This window comes from Pseudomonas sp. RGM2987, from assembly GCF_022952855.1.
Lineage (GTDB): Bacteria > Pseudomonadota > Gammaproteobacteria > Pseudomonadales > Pseudomonadaceae > Aquipseudomonas.
The window spans coordinates 22,400-39,075 of record NZ_JALJDX010000173.1; the positions used below are offsets into that span (position 1 = coordinate 22,400).

General features: G+C 62.2%; 12 protein-coding genes. 7 read left to right on the forward strand and 5 right to left on the reverse strand.

Going from position 1 to position 16,676, the window contains the following annotated elements:
• The first annotated feature begins 70 nt into the window (after positions 1 to 70).
• The 4 genes from xdhA to guaD all read left to right on the forward strand — a co-directional run bounded on the left by xdhA (position 71) and on the right by guaD (position 6,195).
• On the forward strand, positions 71 to 1,525 hold the full coding sequence (gene xdhA, locus RGM2987_RS09505; RefSeq protein ID WP_245140132.1) for a xanthine dehydrogenase small subunit: 1,455 nt from the start codon (positions 71 to 73) through the stop codon (positions 1,523 to 1,525).
• Positions 1,518 to 3,917, forward strand: a complete 2,400-nt coding sequence (xdhB, locus tag RGM2987_RS09510) for a xanthine dehydrogenase molybdopterin binding subunit (RefSeq protein WP_245140133.1) — start codon at positions 1,518 to 1,520, stop codon at positions 3,915 to 3,917. The genes xdhA and xdhB overlap by 8 nt, the downstream gene beginning before the upstream one ends.
• Before the next feature lie 115 nt (positions 3,918 to 4,032).
• Positions 4,033 to 4,869 carry a xanthine dehydrogenase accessory protein XdhC gene (gene xdhC, locus RGM2987_RS09515; RefSeq protein WP_245140134.1) on the forward strand — a complete coding sequence of 279 codons (837 nt, stop codon included), beginning with the start codon at positions 4,033 to 4,035 and terminating at the stop codon, positions 4,867 to 4,869.
• Positions 4,870 to 4,890: 21 nt separating this feature from the next.
• A complete protein-coding gene (gene guaD / locus RGM2987_RS09520) occupies positions 4,891 to 6,195 on the forward strand; it encodes a guanine deaminase (RefSeq protein ID WP_245140137.1) in 1,305 nt (434 codons plus the stop codon).
• A 137-nt stretch (positions 6,196 to 6,332) separates the two neighbouring features.
• On the opposite strand, the gene RGM2987_RS09525 is transcribed toward guaD, so the two are convergent.
• Positions 6,333 to 7,097, reverse strand: coding sequence for a GntR family transcriptional regulator (locus tag RGM2987_RS09525; protein ID WP_003183531.1), 765 nt, complete (start codon positions 7,095 to 7,097; stop codon positions 6,333 to 6,335).
• A 224-nt stretch (positions 7,098 to 7,321) separates the two neighbouring features.
• Here RGM2987_RS09525 and RGM2987_RS09530 point away from each other — a divergent pair, with 224 nt between their 5' ends.
• Positions 7,322 to 8,512, forward strand: coding sequence for a benzoate/H(+) symporter BenE family transporter (locus tag RGM2987_RS09530; protein ID WP_245140141.1), 1,191 nt, complete (start codon positions 7,322 to 7,324; stop codon positions 8,510 to 8,512).
• A gap of 165 nt (positions 8,513 to 8,677) precedes the next feature.
• Here the strand turns inward: RGM2987_RS09530 and RGM2987_RS09535 are convergent, their stop codons facing one another.
• A complete protein-coding gene (locus RGM2987_RS09535) occupies positions 8,678 to 9,022 on the reverse strand; it encodes a YggL family protein (RefSeq protein WP_212796847.1) in 345 nt (114 codons plus the stop codon).
• Positions 9,012 to 9,212 carry a hypothetical protein gene (locus tag RGM2987_RS09540; protein ID WP_245140143.1) on the reverse strand — a complete coding sequence of 67 codons (201 nt, stop codon included), beginning with the start codon at positions 9,210 to 9,212 and terminating at the stop codon, positions 9,012 to 9,014. Before RGM2987_RS09540 ends, RGM2987_RS09535 begins: the two co-directional genes overlap by 11 nt.
• A 41-nt stretch (positions 9,213 to 9,253) precedes the next feature.
• On the opposite strand from RGM2987_RS09540, the gene dacB reads away from it, so the two are divergent.
• Positions 9,254 to 10,720 carry a D-alanyl-D-alanine carboxypeptidase/D-alanyl-D-alanine-endopeptidase gene (gene dacB, locus RGM2987_RS09545; protein ID WP_245140146.1) on the forward strand — a complete coding sequence of 489 codons (1,467 nt, stop codon included), beginning with the start codon at positions 9,254 to 9,256 and terminating at the stop codon, positions 10,718 to 10,720.
• Positions 10,721 to 10,874: 154 nt separating this feature from the next.
• Here dacB and RGM2987_RS09550 read toward each other — a convergent pair whose 3' ends face one another.
• Both RGM2987_RS09550 and rlmKL read right to left on the reverse strand, forming a co-directional pair.
• Positions 10,875 to 13,259: a GGDEF domain-containing protein gene (locus tag RGM2987_RS09550; RefSeq protein ID WP_245140149.1), complete on the reverse strand. Its 2,385-nt coding sequence runs from the start codon at positions 13,257 to 13,259 to the stop codon at positions 10,875 to 10,877.
• A gap of 130 nt (positions 13,260 to 13,389) precedes the next feature.
• Positions 13,390 to 15,660 (reverse strand): bifunctional 23S rRNA (guanine(2069)-N(7))-methyltransferase RlmK/23S rRNA (guanine(2445)-N(2))-methyltransferase RlmL, encoded by a 2,271-nt coding sequence (rlmKL, locus tag RGM2987_RS09555; protein WP_245140151.1) that lies wholly within the window; start codon positions 15,658 to 15,660, stop codon positions 13,390 to 13,392.
• 528 nt (positions 15,661 to 16,188) lie between these two features.
• On the opposite strand from rlmKL, the gene RGM2987_RS09560 reads away from it, so the two are divergent.
• On the forward strand, positions 16,189 to 16,404 hold the full coding sequence (locus RGM2987_RS09560) for a ribosome modulation factor (RefSeq protein ID WP_003223300.1): 216 nt from the start codon (positions 16,189 to 16,191) through the stop codon (positions 16,402 to 16,404).
• Positions 16,405 to 16,676 lie beyond the last annotated feature (272 nt).

The following is a 16,676-nucleotide window of genomic DNA, read 5'->3' on the forward strand; positions in this document are numbered from 1 at the left end:
TTGACCGAAAAGTCAGACCTGATAAATTCGGTCCACGTCGAACAACAATAATGAGTCTGCGAGGCCTTCCGTGATCCAGTTTTTACTTAACCAGGAACTCCGTAGCGAGCACGCCCTGGACCCGAACCTGACCGTGCTCAATTATTTGCGCGAGCATGTTGGTAAATCCGGCACCAAAGAAGGTTGCGCCAGCGGCGACTGTGGCGCCTGCACGGTGGTGGTGGGGGAACTGCATGCAGACGAAAACGGCCGCGAGCGGATCCGCTATCGCAGCCTGAACTCGTGCCTGACGTTCGTTTCGTCCCTGCACGGCAAGCAGCTGATCACAGTCGAAGACCTCAAGCACCAGGGCCAACTGCACAGCGTCCAGCAGGCGATGGTCGATTGCCACGGTTCGCAATGCGGCTTCTGCACACCCGGCTTTGTCATGTCGCTGTTTGCCCTGCAAAAGAACAGCGAGCAAGCCGACGCTCATAAGGCCCACGAAGCCCTCGCCGGCAACCTGTGCCGCTGCACCGGCTACCGGCCGATCCTCGCCGCCGCCGACCAGGCCTGCTGCGGCAAACAGCCAGACCAGTTCGACGCCCGCGAAGCCCAGACCATCGTCCGCCTCAAAGCCATCGCCCCAACCGAAACCGGCGAACTCAACAGCGGCGACAAACGCTGCCTGGTGCCACTGACCGTGGCCGACCTGGCCGACCTCTACGACGCCTATCCCCAAGCGCGGCTACTGGCCGGCGGCACCGACCTGGCGCTGGAAGTCACTCAGTTGCACCGCACCCTGCCAGTGATGATCTACGTGGGGAATGTCGCCGAGCTCAAGCGCATCGAGCGCTTCGACGATCGCTTGGAAATCGGCGCCGCCACCGCGCTCTCCGACTGCTACGAAGCCCTGAAATCCGAGTACCCGGACTTTGGCGAGCTGCTGCAACGCTTCGCCTCCTTGCAAATCCGCAACCAGGGCACCTTGGGCGGCAATATCGGCAACGCCTCGCCGATTGGCGACTCGCCGCCGCTGCTGATTGCCCTCGGCGCGCAGATCGTGCTGTGCAAGGGCCAGACCCGGCGCACCCTGGCGCTGGAAGACTATTTCATCGACTACCGGGTCACGGCGCGCCAGGAAAGCGAGTTCATCGAGAAGATCATCGTGCCCCGGGCCCGCGCCGAACAGGCGTTCCGCGCCTACAAGGTGTCCAAGCGGCTGGACGACGACATTTCCGCCGTGTGCGCAGCCTTTAATCTGCGGATCGACAACGGTGTGGTCCGCGATGCGCGCGTGGCCTTCGGCGGCATGGCCGCGACGCCCAAGCGCGCCAGCCATTGCGAAGCCGTGCTGATCGGAGCGCCATGGAACGACAGCACCGTGGAACGCGCCTGCGCGGCCCTGGCGGAAGATTTCACGCCGCTGTCGGATTTCCGTGCCAGCAAGGAATACCGCCTGCTCAGCGCCCGCAACCTGTTGCGCAAGTACTTCATCGAACTACAAACGCCGCACATCGAGACTCGGGTGACCGCTTATGTCTAACCATCACGCCGTAGAGAAGACCCAAGTCGAACTGGCCGGGTTGTTTGCCCGCGACCTGACCACCGGCGTGGGCCGCAGCGTCAAGCATGACAGCGCCGCCAAGCATGTATCCGGCGAAGCGCAGTACATCGATGACCGCCTGGAGTTTCCCAACCAGTTGCACGTCTATGCCCGGTTGTCGGACCGCGCCCATGCTCGCATCCTGCGCATCGATACCACGCCGTGCTACGCCTTCGAAGGCGTGCGCATCGCCATCACCCATGCAGACATCCCGGGCCTGAAAGACATCGGCCCGTTGTTGCCGGGGGATCCGCTGCTGGCGATCGACGACGTGCAGTTCGTCGGTCAACCGGTGCTGGCCGTCGCTGCCAAAGACCTGGAAACCGCCCGTAAGGCGGCGATGGCGGCCATCATTGAATATGAAGACCTGGAACCGGTGCTGGACGTCGTCGAAGCGCTGCGCAAGCGGCATTTCGTGCTCGACAGCCACACTCACCAGCGCGGCGATTCGGCCACGGCACTGGCGAGCGCCGAGCATCGGATCCAGGGCTCGCTGCACATCGGCGGCCAGGAGCACTTTTACCTGGAGACTCAGATTTCCTCGGTGATGCCCACCGAAGATGGCGGCATGCTCGTCTACTGCTCGACCCAGAACCCCACCGAAGTGCAAAAGCTGGTGGCCGAGGTACTGGGTGTATCAATGAATAAAGTGGTAGTCGACATGCGCCGCATGGGCGGCGGTTTCGGCGGCAAGGAAACCCAGGCCGCCAGCCCGGCGTGCCTGTGCGCCGTCATCGCGCACCTCACCGGCCAACCGACCAAGATGCGCCTGCCGCGGGTCGAAGACATGCTGATGACCGGCAAGCGCCACCCCTTCTACATCGAATACGACGTGGGTTTCGACAGCAGCGGGCGCCTGCACGGCATCGCCCTGGAACTGGCCGGCAACTGTGGTTGCTCGCCGGATCTGTCGGCTTCGATTGTCGACCGGGCGATGTTCCATGCCGACAACGCCTATTACCTGGGCGACGCGACTATCAACGGTCACCGCTGCAAGACCAACACCGCGTCGAATACCGCCTATCGGGGTTTCGGCGGGCCGCAGGGGATGGTTGCCATCGAAGAAGTCATGGACGCTATCGCCCGGTACCTGGGGCTCGATCCACTGGCGGTGCGCAAAGCCAACTACTACGGCAAGACCGAGCGCAACGTCACCCATTACTACCAGACCGTCGAGCACAACATGCTCGAAGAAATGACCGCTGAACTTGAGGCCAGCAGCCAATACGCCGAGCGCCGCGAAGCGATCCGCCGCTACAACGCAGGCAGCCCGATCCTGAAAAAGGGCCTGGCGCTGACCCCAGTCAAGTTTGGCATCTCGTTCACCGCCAGCTTCCTCAATCAGGCCGGCGCGTTGATCCACGTCTACACCGATGGCAGCATCCACCTGAACCACGGTGGCACCGAAATGGGCCAAGGGCTCAACACCAAGGTCGCACAAGTGGTGGCCGAGGTGTTCCAGGTGGAAATGGACCGAGTGCAGATCACTGCGACCAACACCGACAAGGTGCCGAATACTTCGCCGACCGCCGCCTCCAGCGGCGCCGACCTGAACGGCAAGGCCGCGCAGAATGCTGCCGAAACCATCAAGCAGCGCCTGGTGAAGTTTGCGGCGCGCCAATACAAAGTCAGCGAAGAGGACGTGGAATTCCACAATGGCCATGTGCGGGTGCGCGATCACATCCTGACCTTCGAGGCGCTGGTCCAGCAGGCGTATTTCGCCCAGGTGTCGCTGTCGAGCACCGGCTTCTACAAGACTCCGAAAATCTACTACGACCGCAGCCAGGCCCGTGGTCGGCCGTTCTACTACTACGCCTTTGGCGCGGCCTGCGCCGAGGTGATCGTCGACACCCTCACCGGCGAGTACAAAATGCTGCGCACCGACATCCTCCACGACGTCGGCGCCTCGCTGAACCCGGCCATCGACATCGGCCAGGTCGAAGGCGGCTTCATCCAGGGCATGGGCTGGCTGACCATGGAAGAGCTGGTGTGGAACGACAAGGGCAAGCTGATGACCAACGGCCCGGCCAGCTACAAGATCCCCGCCGTGGCCGACATGCCGCTGGACCTGCGGGTCCGACTGGTGGAGAACCGCAAGAACCCGGAAGACACGGTGTTCCATTCCAAGGCCGTGGGCGAACCGCCGTTCATGCTCGGCATTGCCGCGTGGTGCGCCATCAAGGACGCCGTGGCGAGCCTGGGGGATTACCGGCACCAACCGAAGATCGACGCCCCGGCGACACCGGAGCGGGTGTTGTGGGGGTGTGAGCAGATGCGGGGATTGAAGGTGGTCAAGGCTGCGGAGCCTGAGACTGAAGTGGCTTCGCTCTAGACCGCAGCGTGGCCTTCGCGAGCAAGCCCGCTCCCACAGGGGACCACGATCAAGATGTGGGAGCGGGCTTGCTCGCGAAAGTGCCCGAACAGACAAAAGAGATGTCGAGGTAAACATGTACAAGTGGATCAGCGCCCTCGCCGACCTGCAAACCCGCGGCGAACCCTGCGTGCTGGTGACGATCATCGAAGAACTCGGCTCCACGCCACGCAATGCCGGTTCGAAAATGGTCATCAGCGCCAGCCAGACCTTCGACACCATCGGTGGCGGGCACCTGGAATACAAGGCCATGGAGATCGCCCGGCAAATGCTCGCCAGCGGCCAGCAAAATACCCATCTGGAACGCTTCAGCCTCGGCGCCAGCCTGGGCCAGTGCTGCGGCGGCGTCACGGTGCTGCTGTTCGAACCCATGGGCCAGGTGCAGGCGCAGATTGCCGTGTTCGGCGCCGGGCATGTCGGCCGGGCACTGGTGCCGCTGTTGGCGAGCCTGCCGTGTCGCGTGCGCTGGATCGACTCGCGGGAAAGCGAGTTTCCCGCACAGATGCCCCACGGCGTGCAGAAGATCGTCAGCGAAGAACCATTGGACGAAGTCGATGAACTGCCCGCCGGCAGCTACTGCATCGTCATGACCCACAACCATCAGCTGGACCTGGAACTGAGCGCGGCGATCCTCAAGCGCAACGACTTCGCCTACTTCGGCCTGATCGGCTCGAAAACCAAACGGGTCAAGTTCGAACACCGCCTGCGCGACCGCGGCTTCGACAGCGGCGCCCTGCAACGCATGCGCTGCCCGATGGGCATCAGCGACGTCAAAGGCAAGCTGCCTGTAGAAATCGCCATCTCCATCGCCGGCGAAATCATCGCCACCTATAACGCCGATTTCGGCCAGCACAGCTCACGCGCCGAACCCATTGCCAAGCTGCTGCCGGCCTCACGCCGCAGCCAGCGTTGACACCTCAATTGAGACAAGTTCATGCCCCTGACACGCAAAGCCTACCGCGCCGCCCTGCTCCACAGCCTCGCCGACCCGGCCGAAGTCGGCCTCGAAGCGTCCTATGAATATTTCGAGGACGGTCTGCTGGTGGTGGAAAACGGCCAAATCAGCGCCATCGGCCATGCCCATGACTTGCTGCCGACCCTGGCGGCGGACATCGAAATCAGCCACTACCCGGATTCGCTGATCACCCCCGGTTTCATCGACACGCACATCCACCTGCCCCAGACCGGCATGGTCGGTGCCTACGGCGAGCAACTGCTGGACTGGCTGAACACCTACACCTTCCCCTGCGAAAGCCAGTTCGCCGACCAGGCTCACGCCGACGCCGTGGCCGATATTTTCGTCAAGGAATTGCTGCGCAACGGCACCACCACGGCCCTGGTATTCGGCAGCGTGCACCCGCAATCGGTGAACGCGTTTTTCGAGGTAGCCCAGAAGCTCGACCTGCGGATGATCGCCGGCAAGGTGATGATGGACCGCAACGCCCCGGACTACCTGACCGACACCGCCGAATCCGGCTACACCCAGAGCAAGGCGCTGATCGAGCGCTGGCACGGCAAGGGGCGCCTGCATTACGCCGTGACCCCGCGTTTCGCACCTACCAGTACCCCGGAGCAACTGACCCTGGCGGGTCAACTGCTGAAGGAATACCCGGACCTGTACATGCAGACCCACATCAGTGAAAACCTGCAGGAAGTGCAGTGGGTCAAGGAATTGTTTCCCGAGCGCAAGGGCTATCTGGACGTCTACGACCATTACCAGTTGCTCGGCGAGCGCTCGGTGTTCGCCCACGGCGTGCATCTGTGTGACGACGAATGCGCGCGCCTGGCCGAGACCGGTTCGGCCATCGCCTTCTGCCCGACCTCGAACTTTTTCCTCGGCAGCGGCCTGTTCAACCTGCCGATGGCCGAGAAGCACAAGGTGAACGTCGGGTTGGGCACCGATGTGGGCGGCGGCACCAGCTTTTCGCTGCTGCAGACCCTGAACGAAGCCTATAAGGTCATGCAACTGCAAGGCGCACGGCTGAGCCCGTTCAAGTCGTTGTACCTGGCGACCCTCGGCGGCGCCCGGGCCTTGCGCCTGGAAGACAGGATCGGCACCTTGCAACCGGGCACTGACGCGGATTTCCTGGTGCTGGACTACAACGCCACGCCACTGCTGAGCTATCGCCTCAAGCAGGCACGGGACATTGCCGAGCGGTTGTTTGTGTTGATGACGCTGGGGGATGACCGGACCGTGGCGCAGACTTATGCGGCGGGGCGGTTGGTGCATCAGCGGTAGGTTTTATTGCCTTCTAGATCGCCTTCGCGAGCAAGCCCGCTCCCACAGTTGATCGGTGTATGTCATGAAAACACCGATCAACTGTGGGAGCGGGCTTGCTCGCGAAGGACACGACTCGGTGCCCTTGACTCACCCCATCAAAGCTTGGCCGTCGAACGCCCCGGCTTCTTGCTCTGCAACAAATGCGAAAACACTGCATGCAAATCATCCGACGCGCTTTCTTCGTCGAGGTTGAGCTTGCTGTCGATGTGATCCATGTGATGCATCATCAAATCCACCGCCAGCGTCGCATCGCGGGCCTCGATGGCGTCGATCAATTGGGTGTGTTCGTCATAGGAACAGTGCGAGCGGTTGCCGCTTTCGTACTGGGCGATGATCAGCGAGGTCTGGGACACCAGGCTGCGCTGGAAGCTGATCAACGGCGCGTTCTTCGCCGCTTCGGCCAGCTTGAGATGGAACTCGCCCGACAGGCGGATACCGGCACCGCGGTCGCCACGGGAAAAACTGTCGCGTTCGTCGCTGACCATTTGCCGCAATTCAGCCAGTTGCTCGGCCGTGGCGTGTTGCACCGCCAGTTCGGTGATCGCCCGCTCCACCAGGCGCCGGGCCATGAACACCTGGCGGGCTTCCTCGACGCTCGGGCTGGCGACGACGGCGCCGCGATTGGGCCGCAGCAACACCACGCCCTCATGGGCCAGGCGTGACAGCGCGCGGCGAATGATCGTGCGGCTGACCCCGAAAATCTCCCCCAGTGCCTCTTCACTCAACTTTGTACCGGGCGCCAGGCGTTGTTCGAGGATGGCCTCGAAGATATGCGCGTAGACAATATCGTCCTGGGTTCCGCTGCGTCCGGCTTTGCCTGCACGCGGTTGTTTCTTGAGGGGTTGCAACTGTTCGTTCATGGGCACTCGAGTCGGAAAACTGCGGCGAATTGACCGTGACTGTAATACGGCACAACGGGTCGCTGGCAAGTATCGGGTAAAAAACACCTGGATTGTACACAACCTCTGATGGCAACACGACTGTACGGCTGTTTGCTGACATGGCTGTATTGCAATCGGCTACTGGGTTGAGTTTAGGCTTAAACCCACAAGTGCCCAATCTACAACAAGGATCATCTTCCACCATGACGGAAGTCACGACCACGCCACTTCGCCCGCTCGCCGACACCTCGCCTTCGGCCGTCGTCGCTGGCTTCATTGCGATGATGACCGGCTACACCAGCTCCCTGGTGCTGATGTTCCAGGCCGGGCAGGCGGCGGGGTTGAGCAGCGGGCAGATTTCCTCGTGGATCTGGGCGATTTCCATCGGCATGGCGGTGTGTTCCATTGGCCTGTCGCTGCGCTATCGCACGCCGATTACCATCGCCTGGTCGACGCCCGGCGCGGCGCTGCTGATCACCAGCCTGGGCGGCGTGAGTTATGGCGAGGCGATTGGCGCCTACATCACCTGCGCGGTACTGGTGACCATTTGTGGCCTGACCGGCAGTTTCGAGCGCCTGGTCAAGCGTATCCCGGCATCGTTGGCGGCGGCGTTGCTGGCCGGGATCCTGTTCAAGATCGGCAGCGAGATTTTCGTCGCCGCCCAGCATCGCACCGGCCTGGTGCTGGGGATGTTTTTCACGTACCTGGTCGTCAAGCGTCTGTCACCGCGCTACGCGGTGCTGGGCGCGCTGCTGGTGGGCACGGCGCTGTCGGGATTGTTGGGGTTGCTGGACTTCAGCGACTTTGCCCTGGAAGTCGCCACGCCGGTCTGGACCACGCCACACTTTTCCCTGGCCGCGACCATCAGCATCGGCATCCCGCTGTTCGTGGTGGCAATGACCTCGCAAAACATGCCTGGCATCGCCGTGCTGAGGGCCGATGGCTACAACGTACCGGCCTCGCCGCTGATCACCAGCACCGGTATCGCCTCGCTGCTGCTGGCACCGTTCGGCTCCCATGGCATTAACCTGGCAGCCATCAGCGCGGCGATCTGCACCGGGCCCCATGCCCATGAAGATCGCAACAAACGCTACACGGCGGCGGTATGGTGTGGAGTTTTCTACGGGATCGCCGGGGTGTTTGGCGCAACGCTGGCAGCGCTATTCGCGGCGCTACCCAAGGAGCTGGTGCTGTCCATTGCAGCGTTGGCGCTGTTCGGGTCGATCATCAACGGCTTGAGCATCGCCATGAGCGAAGCCCGGGAACGGGAGGCTGCGCTGATCACCTTCATGGTCACGGCGTCTGGGCTGACGCTGTTTTCCATCGGGTCGGCGTTCTGGGGGATTGTGGCGGGGGTGTTGACCTTGCTGATCCTGAACTGGCGCAAGGCTTAAAAGCTTCGCGAGCGAGCCCGCTCCCACAGGGGTTATGTGAACGACACAAATCCACTGTGGGAGCGGGCTTGCTCGCGAAGGCGGCTTGGCAGTCACCCGATACCCAACAAGCAGACACAAAAAAGCCGGCACCCAAACGGACTGCCGGCTCTGACCATCAAGCCATCACGCCTTGGCGTTGATCGGCTTTTCCGGGTACCACACGTCCATCAGCGGGCTGACTTCAACGCTGGTCAGCTCAGGACGCGCCTTGAGCCAGGCTTCAACGGCTGCGCGCTGTTCTTCGGTCACCGAGCCGCGCTTCTGCAGGCAGACCAGGCCGTAGTCGTCGCCGCCAACATAGCCCAGGCCATTGGCTTCCATGGCTTCTTTGAGGAAAGCGTCGAGGAAAGCGTCAATAGCCTCGTCGGCCAGATCTTCTTTGAAATCCAGGTTCAGTTCGAAACCCAGCTCTTGAAATTCATCCACGCACAGCTTTTTGCGCAGACGCTGGGAACGGTTAGTCGCCATTGGAACAATCCTCATAAGTAATAACGGCCGGCACTTTACCAGTTTGGCGCATCGATTGCCCGACTGATCGGGGGTATCGGGCTACCGTCGGTAAAAAATAGCGCTCCAAGGGCTCAGGCACGGCCCAAGCCGTTGCAGCTTGGGGCATAATGCCGACACTTTCATGACCGTTGAGGGCGTTCATTTTCATGTCCTCGTCTTTTCCCCCTCGCCTGTAGGGTTTTATTTCAGATGATCAAATCTTTGCGTCCATTGCTTCTGGCCAGCCTTCTTCTTCCCCTGGCCCTGCCTGTCCCCACCTACGCCGCCACGATCAACACCGCCCTCTCGCCCAATGTGCAAAAGGCCCTCAAGGCCAGCAAACTGCAGGATGACGCGCTGTCCCTGGTGATGGTGCCGCTCAACGGCCCCGGCACCCCGACCGTGTACAACGCCGACGTCTCGGTAAACCCGGCGTCCACCATGAAACTGGTGACCACCTATGCGGCCCTGGAAATGCTCGGCCCCAATCACCAGTGGAAAACCGAGTTCTACACCGACGGCACCCTCAGCGGCGGGATTCTCAACGGCAACCTGTACCTCAAGGGCGGCGGCGACCCCAAGCTGAACATGGAAAAACTCTGGCTGCTGATGCGTGACCTGCGCGCCAACGGCGTCCAGCAGATCACCGGCGACCTGGTGCTGGACCGCACGTTCTTCATCCAGCCGCAATTGCCCGAGTTCAACGACGACGGTAACGATGAAAACAAACCGTTCCTGGTCAAGCCTGATTCGCTGCTGGTCAACCTCAAGGCCCTGCGTTTCGTCGCCCGCAACGATGGCGGCCGGGTGCTGGTGTCGGTGGAGCCGCCGATTGCCAGCATTCGCATTGACAACCAAGTCAAGGCGGTCAACTCCAAGCAATGCGCCGGCGGTGTGCGCTACAACCCGGTGCCTCAGGCAGACGGCAGCGTGACCGTGACGGTCGGCGGGCAGTTGGGTGACGGTTGCAGCTCCCAGACTTACCTGTCGCTGCTGGACCACGCCACGTATACCGCCGGTGCGGTGCGGGCGATCTGGAAGGAATTGGGCGGCAGCATCCAGGGCAAGGACCGCCTGGCGCCGACCCCGAGCAACGCCAAGGTGCTGGCCCGGGCGTTCTCGCCGGACCTTGCGGAAATCATCCGCGATATCAACAAATACAGTAACAACACCATGGCCCAGCAGCTGTTCCTGAGCCTGGGCGCGCAGTTCCGTAACGAGGCCGACGGCGACGACGCCAAGGCCGCCCAACGGGTGGTGCGCCAATGGTTGGCGAAGAAAGGCATCACCGCGCCGCATCTGGTGATGGAGAACGGCTCGGGCCTGTCCCGCGCCGAACGGGTCAGCGCCCGGGAAATGGCCGCGATGCTGCAAGCCGCCTGGCGCAGCCCGTATGCCGCCGAATACATCAGCTCGATGCCGATCGCCGGTACCGACGGCACCATGCGCAAACGCCTCAAGACCACCGCCATGGCCGGTGAAGCCCACATCAAGACCGGAACCCTTAACACCGTCCGCGCCATCGCCGGCTTCAGCCGCGACATCAACGGCAACACCTGGGCGGTGGTGGCGATCCTCAACGATCCGAAGCCATGGGGCGCTTCATCGGTACTGGACCAGGTACTGCTGGACCTGTACCGCCAGCCGAAACTCCCACAGACGGCTTCGGTGCTCTGACCCACCCCAAACCCATGTGGGAGCGGGCTTGCTCGCGATGGCGGGGTGTCATTCAACAACCAAGTCGACTGAACCACCGCCATCGCGAGCAGGCTCGCTCCCACAGGGTCAACTGCCAGCCGCAAGACCCGGATATATCCCACAACCCTTCGTGCTACCCCAACTGCGTCTCGACCCGATCCCGTCCGGCCTGCTTGGCGGCGTAGACCCCGGAGTCGGCTCTGAGCAGCAAGGCGTCCGCGCCCTCCCCGGCACGCCAGCTGGCGATGCCGAAGCTTGCGGTGATCGTGCCGACATCTTCGATAGGGGTCGCCCGCAGGTTTTCCCATAGCCCCAGGGCCAGGGTATAGGCGCTGTCAATGTCGGTGTCCGGGCACAGCACCACGAACTCTTCCCCGCCCAGCCGGCAAAAGACATCAGTACGGCGCAAGCGCTGGATGACGCGTTGGCAGACCGCCTGCAACACCCGGTCGCCCACGGCATGCCCGTGCTGGTCGTTGATACGCTTGAAGTGATCGATGTCGAGCATGATGACCGCCAGATCCCCCGGCCCGCGTTCGACCCGGGCCATTTCCGAGGTCAGGCGCTCCTGGAAATAGCGGCGGTTACGAATCCCGGTCAGCGCGTCGGTCACCGACAAGGCCCGCAACTCTTCTTCCACGCGCTTGAGATCGGAAATATCCGAGATATAGCCGTGCCACAACACCCCACCCCCGGGCAGTTCCTCAGGCGTCGCCTCGCCCCGGACCCAGCGCAAACCGCGCTGCGGCAGTTGCAAGCGGTACTCTTCACGCCACGGGCTCAAGGTATCGGCCGAGGCACGGATCGACGAGCGCACCCTGGCAGCGTCCAGGCAGTGAATACGCGAGAATATCGCCTCGGAGTTGCGCACCAGCACTTCAGGCTCCAGCTCGTAGATGTCGCGAATTCCGTCGCTGGCATAGATCACACTGAAGCGGCCATTGAAATCCATCTTGATCTGATAGATGCCCCCAGGCACATGGGCACTGAGTTTTTTCAGCAACAAGTCCCGGGCCGCCAGCGCTTCATGGACGCGCTTGCGCTCGGTGATGTCGATGCAGATCGCCAGGTGCCCGATCCACAGGCCCTGATCGTCGAGCATCGGAGTCGCCAGCATATTCACGGTCAAATGACTGCCGTCGCGGCGCACCAGGGTCCATTCCCGGGCCTGCTGCCCTCCCTGCTCGCCGCCCTCGAGCAGCATCGCATGGCAGGTAGGGATCGGCTTGCCGAACCGCGCACCGAGCTGGGCGGCCCGGGCCTGGAGTTCGCGGGGCAGGTGCAGGCTTTCCAGCGTCATGCTTTGCAAAACTTCGCAGCTCTGATAGCCGAGCATCTGTTCGGCACCGGCGTTGAAGGTGGTAATGACCCCGCGCAGGTCGGTGGCGATGATCGCCACCTGAGTCGCGGCATCCAGCACGCCGCGCAGCTGGCCGTGGGTGCCACGCAGTTCCTGTTCCCGGGCGCGCAGCTCACGGGTGCGTTGTTCCACCAGTTTCAACGCCCGCTGCCTCTGGCTGACCAGCACGTAAAGCAAAGCGCTGAGCAGCAGGCTGAGCAAGCCGCCCAGCACCACCAGGCTCGCCACCGACGAATGGTTGGTCGCCAGGAACATCCGGCTGGGACGCAACTCGACCCGGTAGTCGTGATCGGCCAGACGCAGCAGGCGGATCGCTGCCAAGTCGCTGTGGCCCGCCGGGGTGTGGGATTCGAACAACACTTCCTCGCGGTCGCTGGTGGACAAATCCAGGACACGCATCGAGAGATTGTCATGACCGGGCGTCGGCAAGCCGTCACCCGCCAACTGGCGCATGCTGATGGCCGCTACCACATACCCGAACGGCTCTTTCGAAGGTTCCCGGGTAACCGGGGCAACCAGCAGCACCCCACGGGTGTACGCCGGGTCGACGCCGACCAGGTCCAATGGTTGCGAAACCGCCAGCCCGCCGAGCCGACGAGCCCGCTCAAGGGTAACGCGGCGCAGGGGGTCGGAAAGCAGGTCCAGTCCCAGTGGCGACCCGTAGGAAGCCTGGCTCTGGACGTAGAGTAACGGCGCGTATTCATCCCGTTCGCCAGCCTGCCGAAGGCCACCGCTGCCGTCCGCTTCACGAATGATGAAGTTGGTCGAACCTTCGGCCTGCACCTGCAGCTCGAACGCCTGCCGTTCGTCCCTTTGTACTCTCGGTGCCCAGGCGAAGGCCCGGGTGCGGCGCAACAAGGCGTCGGCGTAGCCGCGAAACTCGCTGTTGGACACCCCTTCGGAGTTGGCAAAGAACCGCCTGAGGCCGTCCAGACGTTGCTCCTGCTCCTGGAAACGCTCCTCGATACGACTGAAACGCTCCTCGGCTTGCAGCTCGAAGCGCTGGCGCAGTTGCTGGTTGAACAGATTCAACATCGCCCAGGTCAGCAGACCGGTCATGAACGTACCGGCCAGCAGAACCAGCGAAGCCACCAGCCAGGCCGACACATCTTCGCTGATAAAGCCCAGGATCCTGGGACGCACCTGATGCAATGCCATAAACACGACTCAGAAAGGACCGGCAGGGAACAGCGCCGGCCACTGGCTAAGTTATAGCTATTAGCCATCAGTTTGACCAGCCCCAAAATGAGGCTGGAAGCCTTGAGTTACAAGGCCTGCATGGATCCAATCAACGCGCCATGATTTTCCAGGCACGGTGAATCCTGGCATTGCGCGCAAAATCCGGATCGATGGTCTTGGCCGTGATCTCTTCCACCGCGTAGCGCTCGGCGAGGTTGTCTTCGAGCTGGAACTTGCGGAAGTTGTTGGAGAAGTACAGCACGCCGCCCGGCGCCAACCGCGCCATCGCCAGGTCCAGCAATTGGACATGGTCACGCTGCACGTCGAACACGCCTTCCATGCGCTTGGAGTTGGAGAAGGTCGGCGGGTCGATGAAGATCAGGTCGTACTCGTCGCGGCTGGTTTCGAGCCAGGCCATGACGTCGCCCTGCTCCAGGCGGTTCTTGTCCGAGAAGCCATTGAGCGACAGGTTGCGCCGCGCCCAGTCCAGGTAGGTCTTCGACAGGTCGACGCTGGTGGTGCTCCGGGCACCACCCTTGGCAGCGTGAACGCTGGCGGTCGCGGTGTAGCAGAACAGATTGAGGAAGCGCTTGCCCGCCGCCTCTTTCTGGATCCGCAGGCGCATTGGCCGGTGGTCGAGAAACAGCCCGGTGTCCAGGTAGTCGGTGAGGTTGACCAGCAGCTTCACGCCCCCTTCGTTGACCTCGGTGAACTTGCCTTGGGCGCTCTGGCGCTCGTACTGCTTGGTGCCGCTCTGGCGCTCGCGACGCTTGATCACCACGCGGCTCTTGTCGACATTCAAGGCCTGGGGAATCGCCGCCAGGGCATCGAACAGCCGGGCCGAGGCCTTTTCCGGGTCGATGGATTTTGGCGCGGCGTATTCCTGGACATGCACCCAATCGTGGTACAGGTCGATGGCCATGGCGTATTCGGGCATGTCGGCATCGTAGACCCGGTAGCAGTCCACGCCCTCGCGCTTGGCCCACTTACCCAGCAACTTGAGGTTTTTTTGCAGGCGATTGGCGAACATCTGCCCGCCTTCGCTCAAGCGTGCCTGCTCCACCACCGGTGCAGGGGCCGGAGCCGGCTTGATCGGGTTGCCGTTCTTGTTGTACTGGCGCTCTTGCGGTACTTCGGGAGCCTCATCGTACTGCGCCTGTTCGCGTTCGGCCTGACGCTGCTCCGGGGTCCGGCGCTCGCCGGTGACGAACTGGTCCGGCAGGACCTTGATCAACAGCAACTTGCACGGCAAGGCGCCGTTCCAGAATGAATACTGCTTGTGGCTGCGAATACCCATGCGCTTGCCCAGGTCCGGCGCGCCGGTGAACACCGCCGCTTCCCAGTTCAGACAGGCCTGGCGCAGGCGTTCGCCAAGGTTCTGGTAGAGGTAAAGCAGGCTGGCTTCGTCACCCAGACGCTCGCCGTACGGAGGGTTGCAGATCACCAAGCCTTTCTGGTTCTGGTCCGGGCGCGGCTCGAAGGTCGCGACTTCGCCCTGATAGATCTTGATCCACTCGCTCAGGCCGGCGCGCTCGACGTTGTTGCGACCCGGCTGGATCAGCCGTGGGTCGGCTTCGTAGCCGCGAATCCACAATGGCGGCTTGGCCAGCCCGGCGGCAGCGCGCTCGCTGGCCTCTTCGTGGAGCTTCTTCCACAACGCCGGCACATGGCCGAGCCAGGCGGTGAAACCCCACTGCTGGCGGCGCAGGTTCGGCGCCATGTCGGTGGCGATCATCCCGGCTTCCACCAGGAACGTGCCGACACCACACATCGGGTCGGCCAGCGCCCCGCCTTCAGCGGCAATGCGCGGCCAGCCGGCGCGGATCAGGATCGCGGCGGCAAGGTTTTCCTTCAGCGGCGCGGCGCCCTGCTGCAAGCGGTAGCCGCGTTGGTGCAGGCTGTGGCCGGAAAGGTCCAGGGAGAGGATCGCTTCGCCACGGTCCAGGCGCAGATGGATGCGCAGGTCCGGGTTGAGCTTGTCGATGGACGGCCGCTCGCCTGACGGGGTGCGCAGTTTGTCGACGATGGCGTCCTTGACCTTCAAGGCGCCGAAATGGGTGTTGTCAATGCCCGAGCCGTGGCCGCTGAACTCTACCGCCAAGGTGCCGTCGGGAAGCATATGGTCTTGCCAATCCACGTCCAGCACGCCGTGGTACAGGTCTTCGGCGTCCTTCATCGGGAAACGCTTGAGTACCAGCAGTACACGGTTTGCCAGGCGCGACCACAGGCACAGGCGGTAAGCCGTCTCCATGTCCGCGCTGCCGCGCACGGCCGAGGTGTGCTCGCGGGCGTCTTCAAGGCCAAGCCCGACGGCTTCCTCGATCAGCAGGCCTTCGAGGCCCTTGGGGCAAGTGAGGAAGAGTTCGAAACGATCGGACATGGGATTTCCAGCGCCTTTGGCTAAGTGGACCGGGCAACGCATTGCCGGGCCGGGTTCAATCAGGTGCTTTTCTCAAGAGCACCCGCATGGCACGAGGGTGTGCCGTTCCGCCCTCGCTCAGGTCAAAAGAGCTTAGATGAGAGGGCAGGCAAAAAATTCTGTGCAACAAATTATGAAAACTCGACCCTTTCGTCGAATAGTACCCGAGTGCAACAGGGGGACATTCTCATTCGAACAAAGTCCGCGCCCTTCGGCGCAGGGCCGATCATACAGGGGTCTCGCTCAAAAGCGGTCAACGAACATCAAGTTACTTATCGCCCTAGCATCTTTATTGTTACGTGCTTATGACAAAACGATCATTCCATCCATGTGACCATTTGGTTAGAACTCAACACAGGTTGACGCCACAACGGCGCCAACACCTTGGCTCGTCACGCCGGCAACGAGCCACCAACGGCAGAATGATTCTGCCCCGGCCTCGCTAGAGGTCGACGCTAAGCAACAGTCAACAAGTGAGGGCAACACCCTATGAGAAGACTTAAGCGTGATCCGTTGGAAAGAGCATTTTTACGCGGTTACCAATATGGCGTTGGTGGTAAATCCCGTGAGCTTTGCCCCTTTACTCTACCGTCAGTACGTCAAGCCTGGATCAATGGCTGGCGAGAAGGACGCGGCGACAACTGGGACGGTATGACCGGCACTGCGGGTATCCACAGACTCAACGAACTTCACGCCGTCGGCTGACACAGGGCTTATTACTCAGAAACTCGACAATCTGACTCCACAATCGATTTAACCACGCGCGTCCCATCCGGACGGCGGGCTACGGCCCAGGGGGCTCCTTCGAGGAGCCCTTTTTAATGCCTTGCCTTTAAGTCAAGCCTGAGCTGCAAACACCGTTGTGGCGAGGGAGCTTGCTCCCGCTGGACTGCGAAGCGGTCCTGAAACTGGCTGATGCCATTTGCCTGATTCACCGTGCAATGGCTTTTGGGTCTGCTGCGCCCGAGGCATCGGAC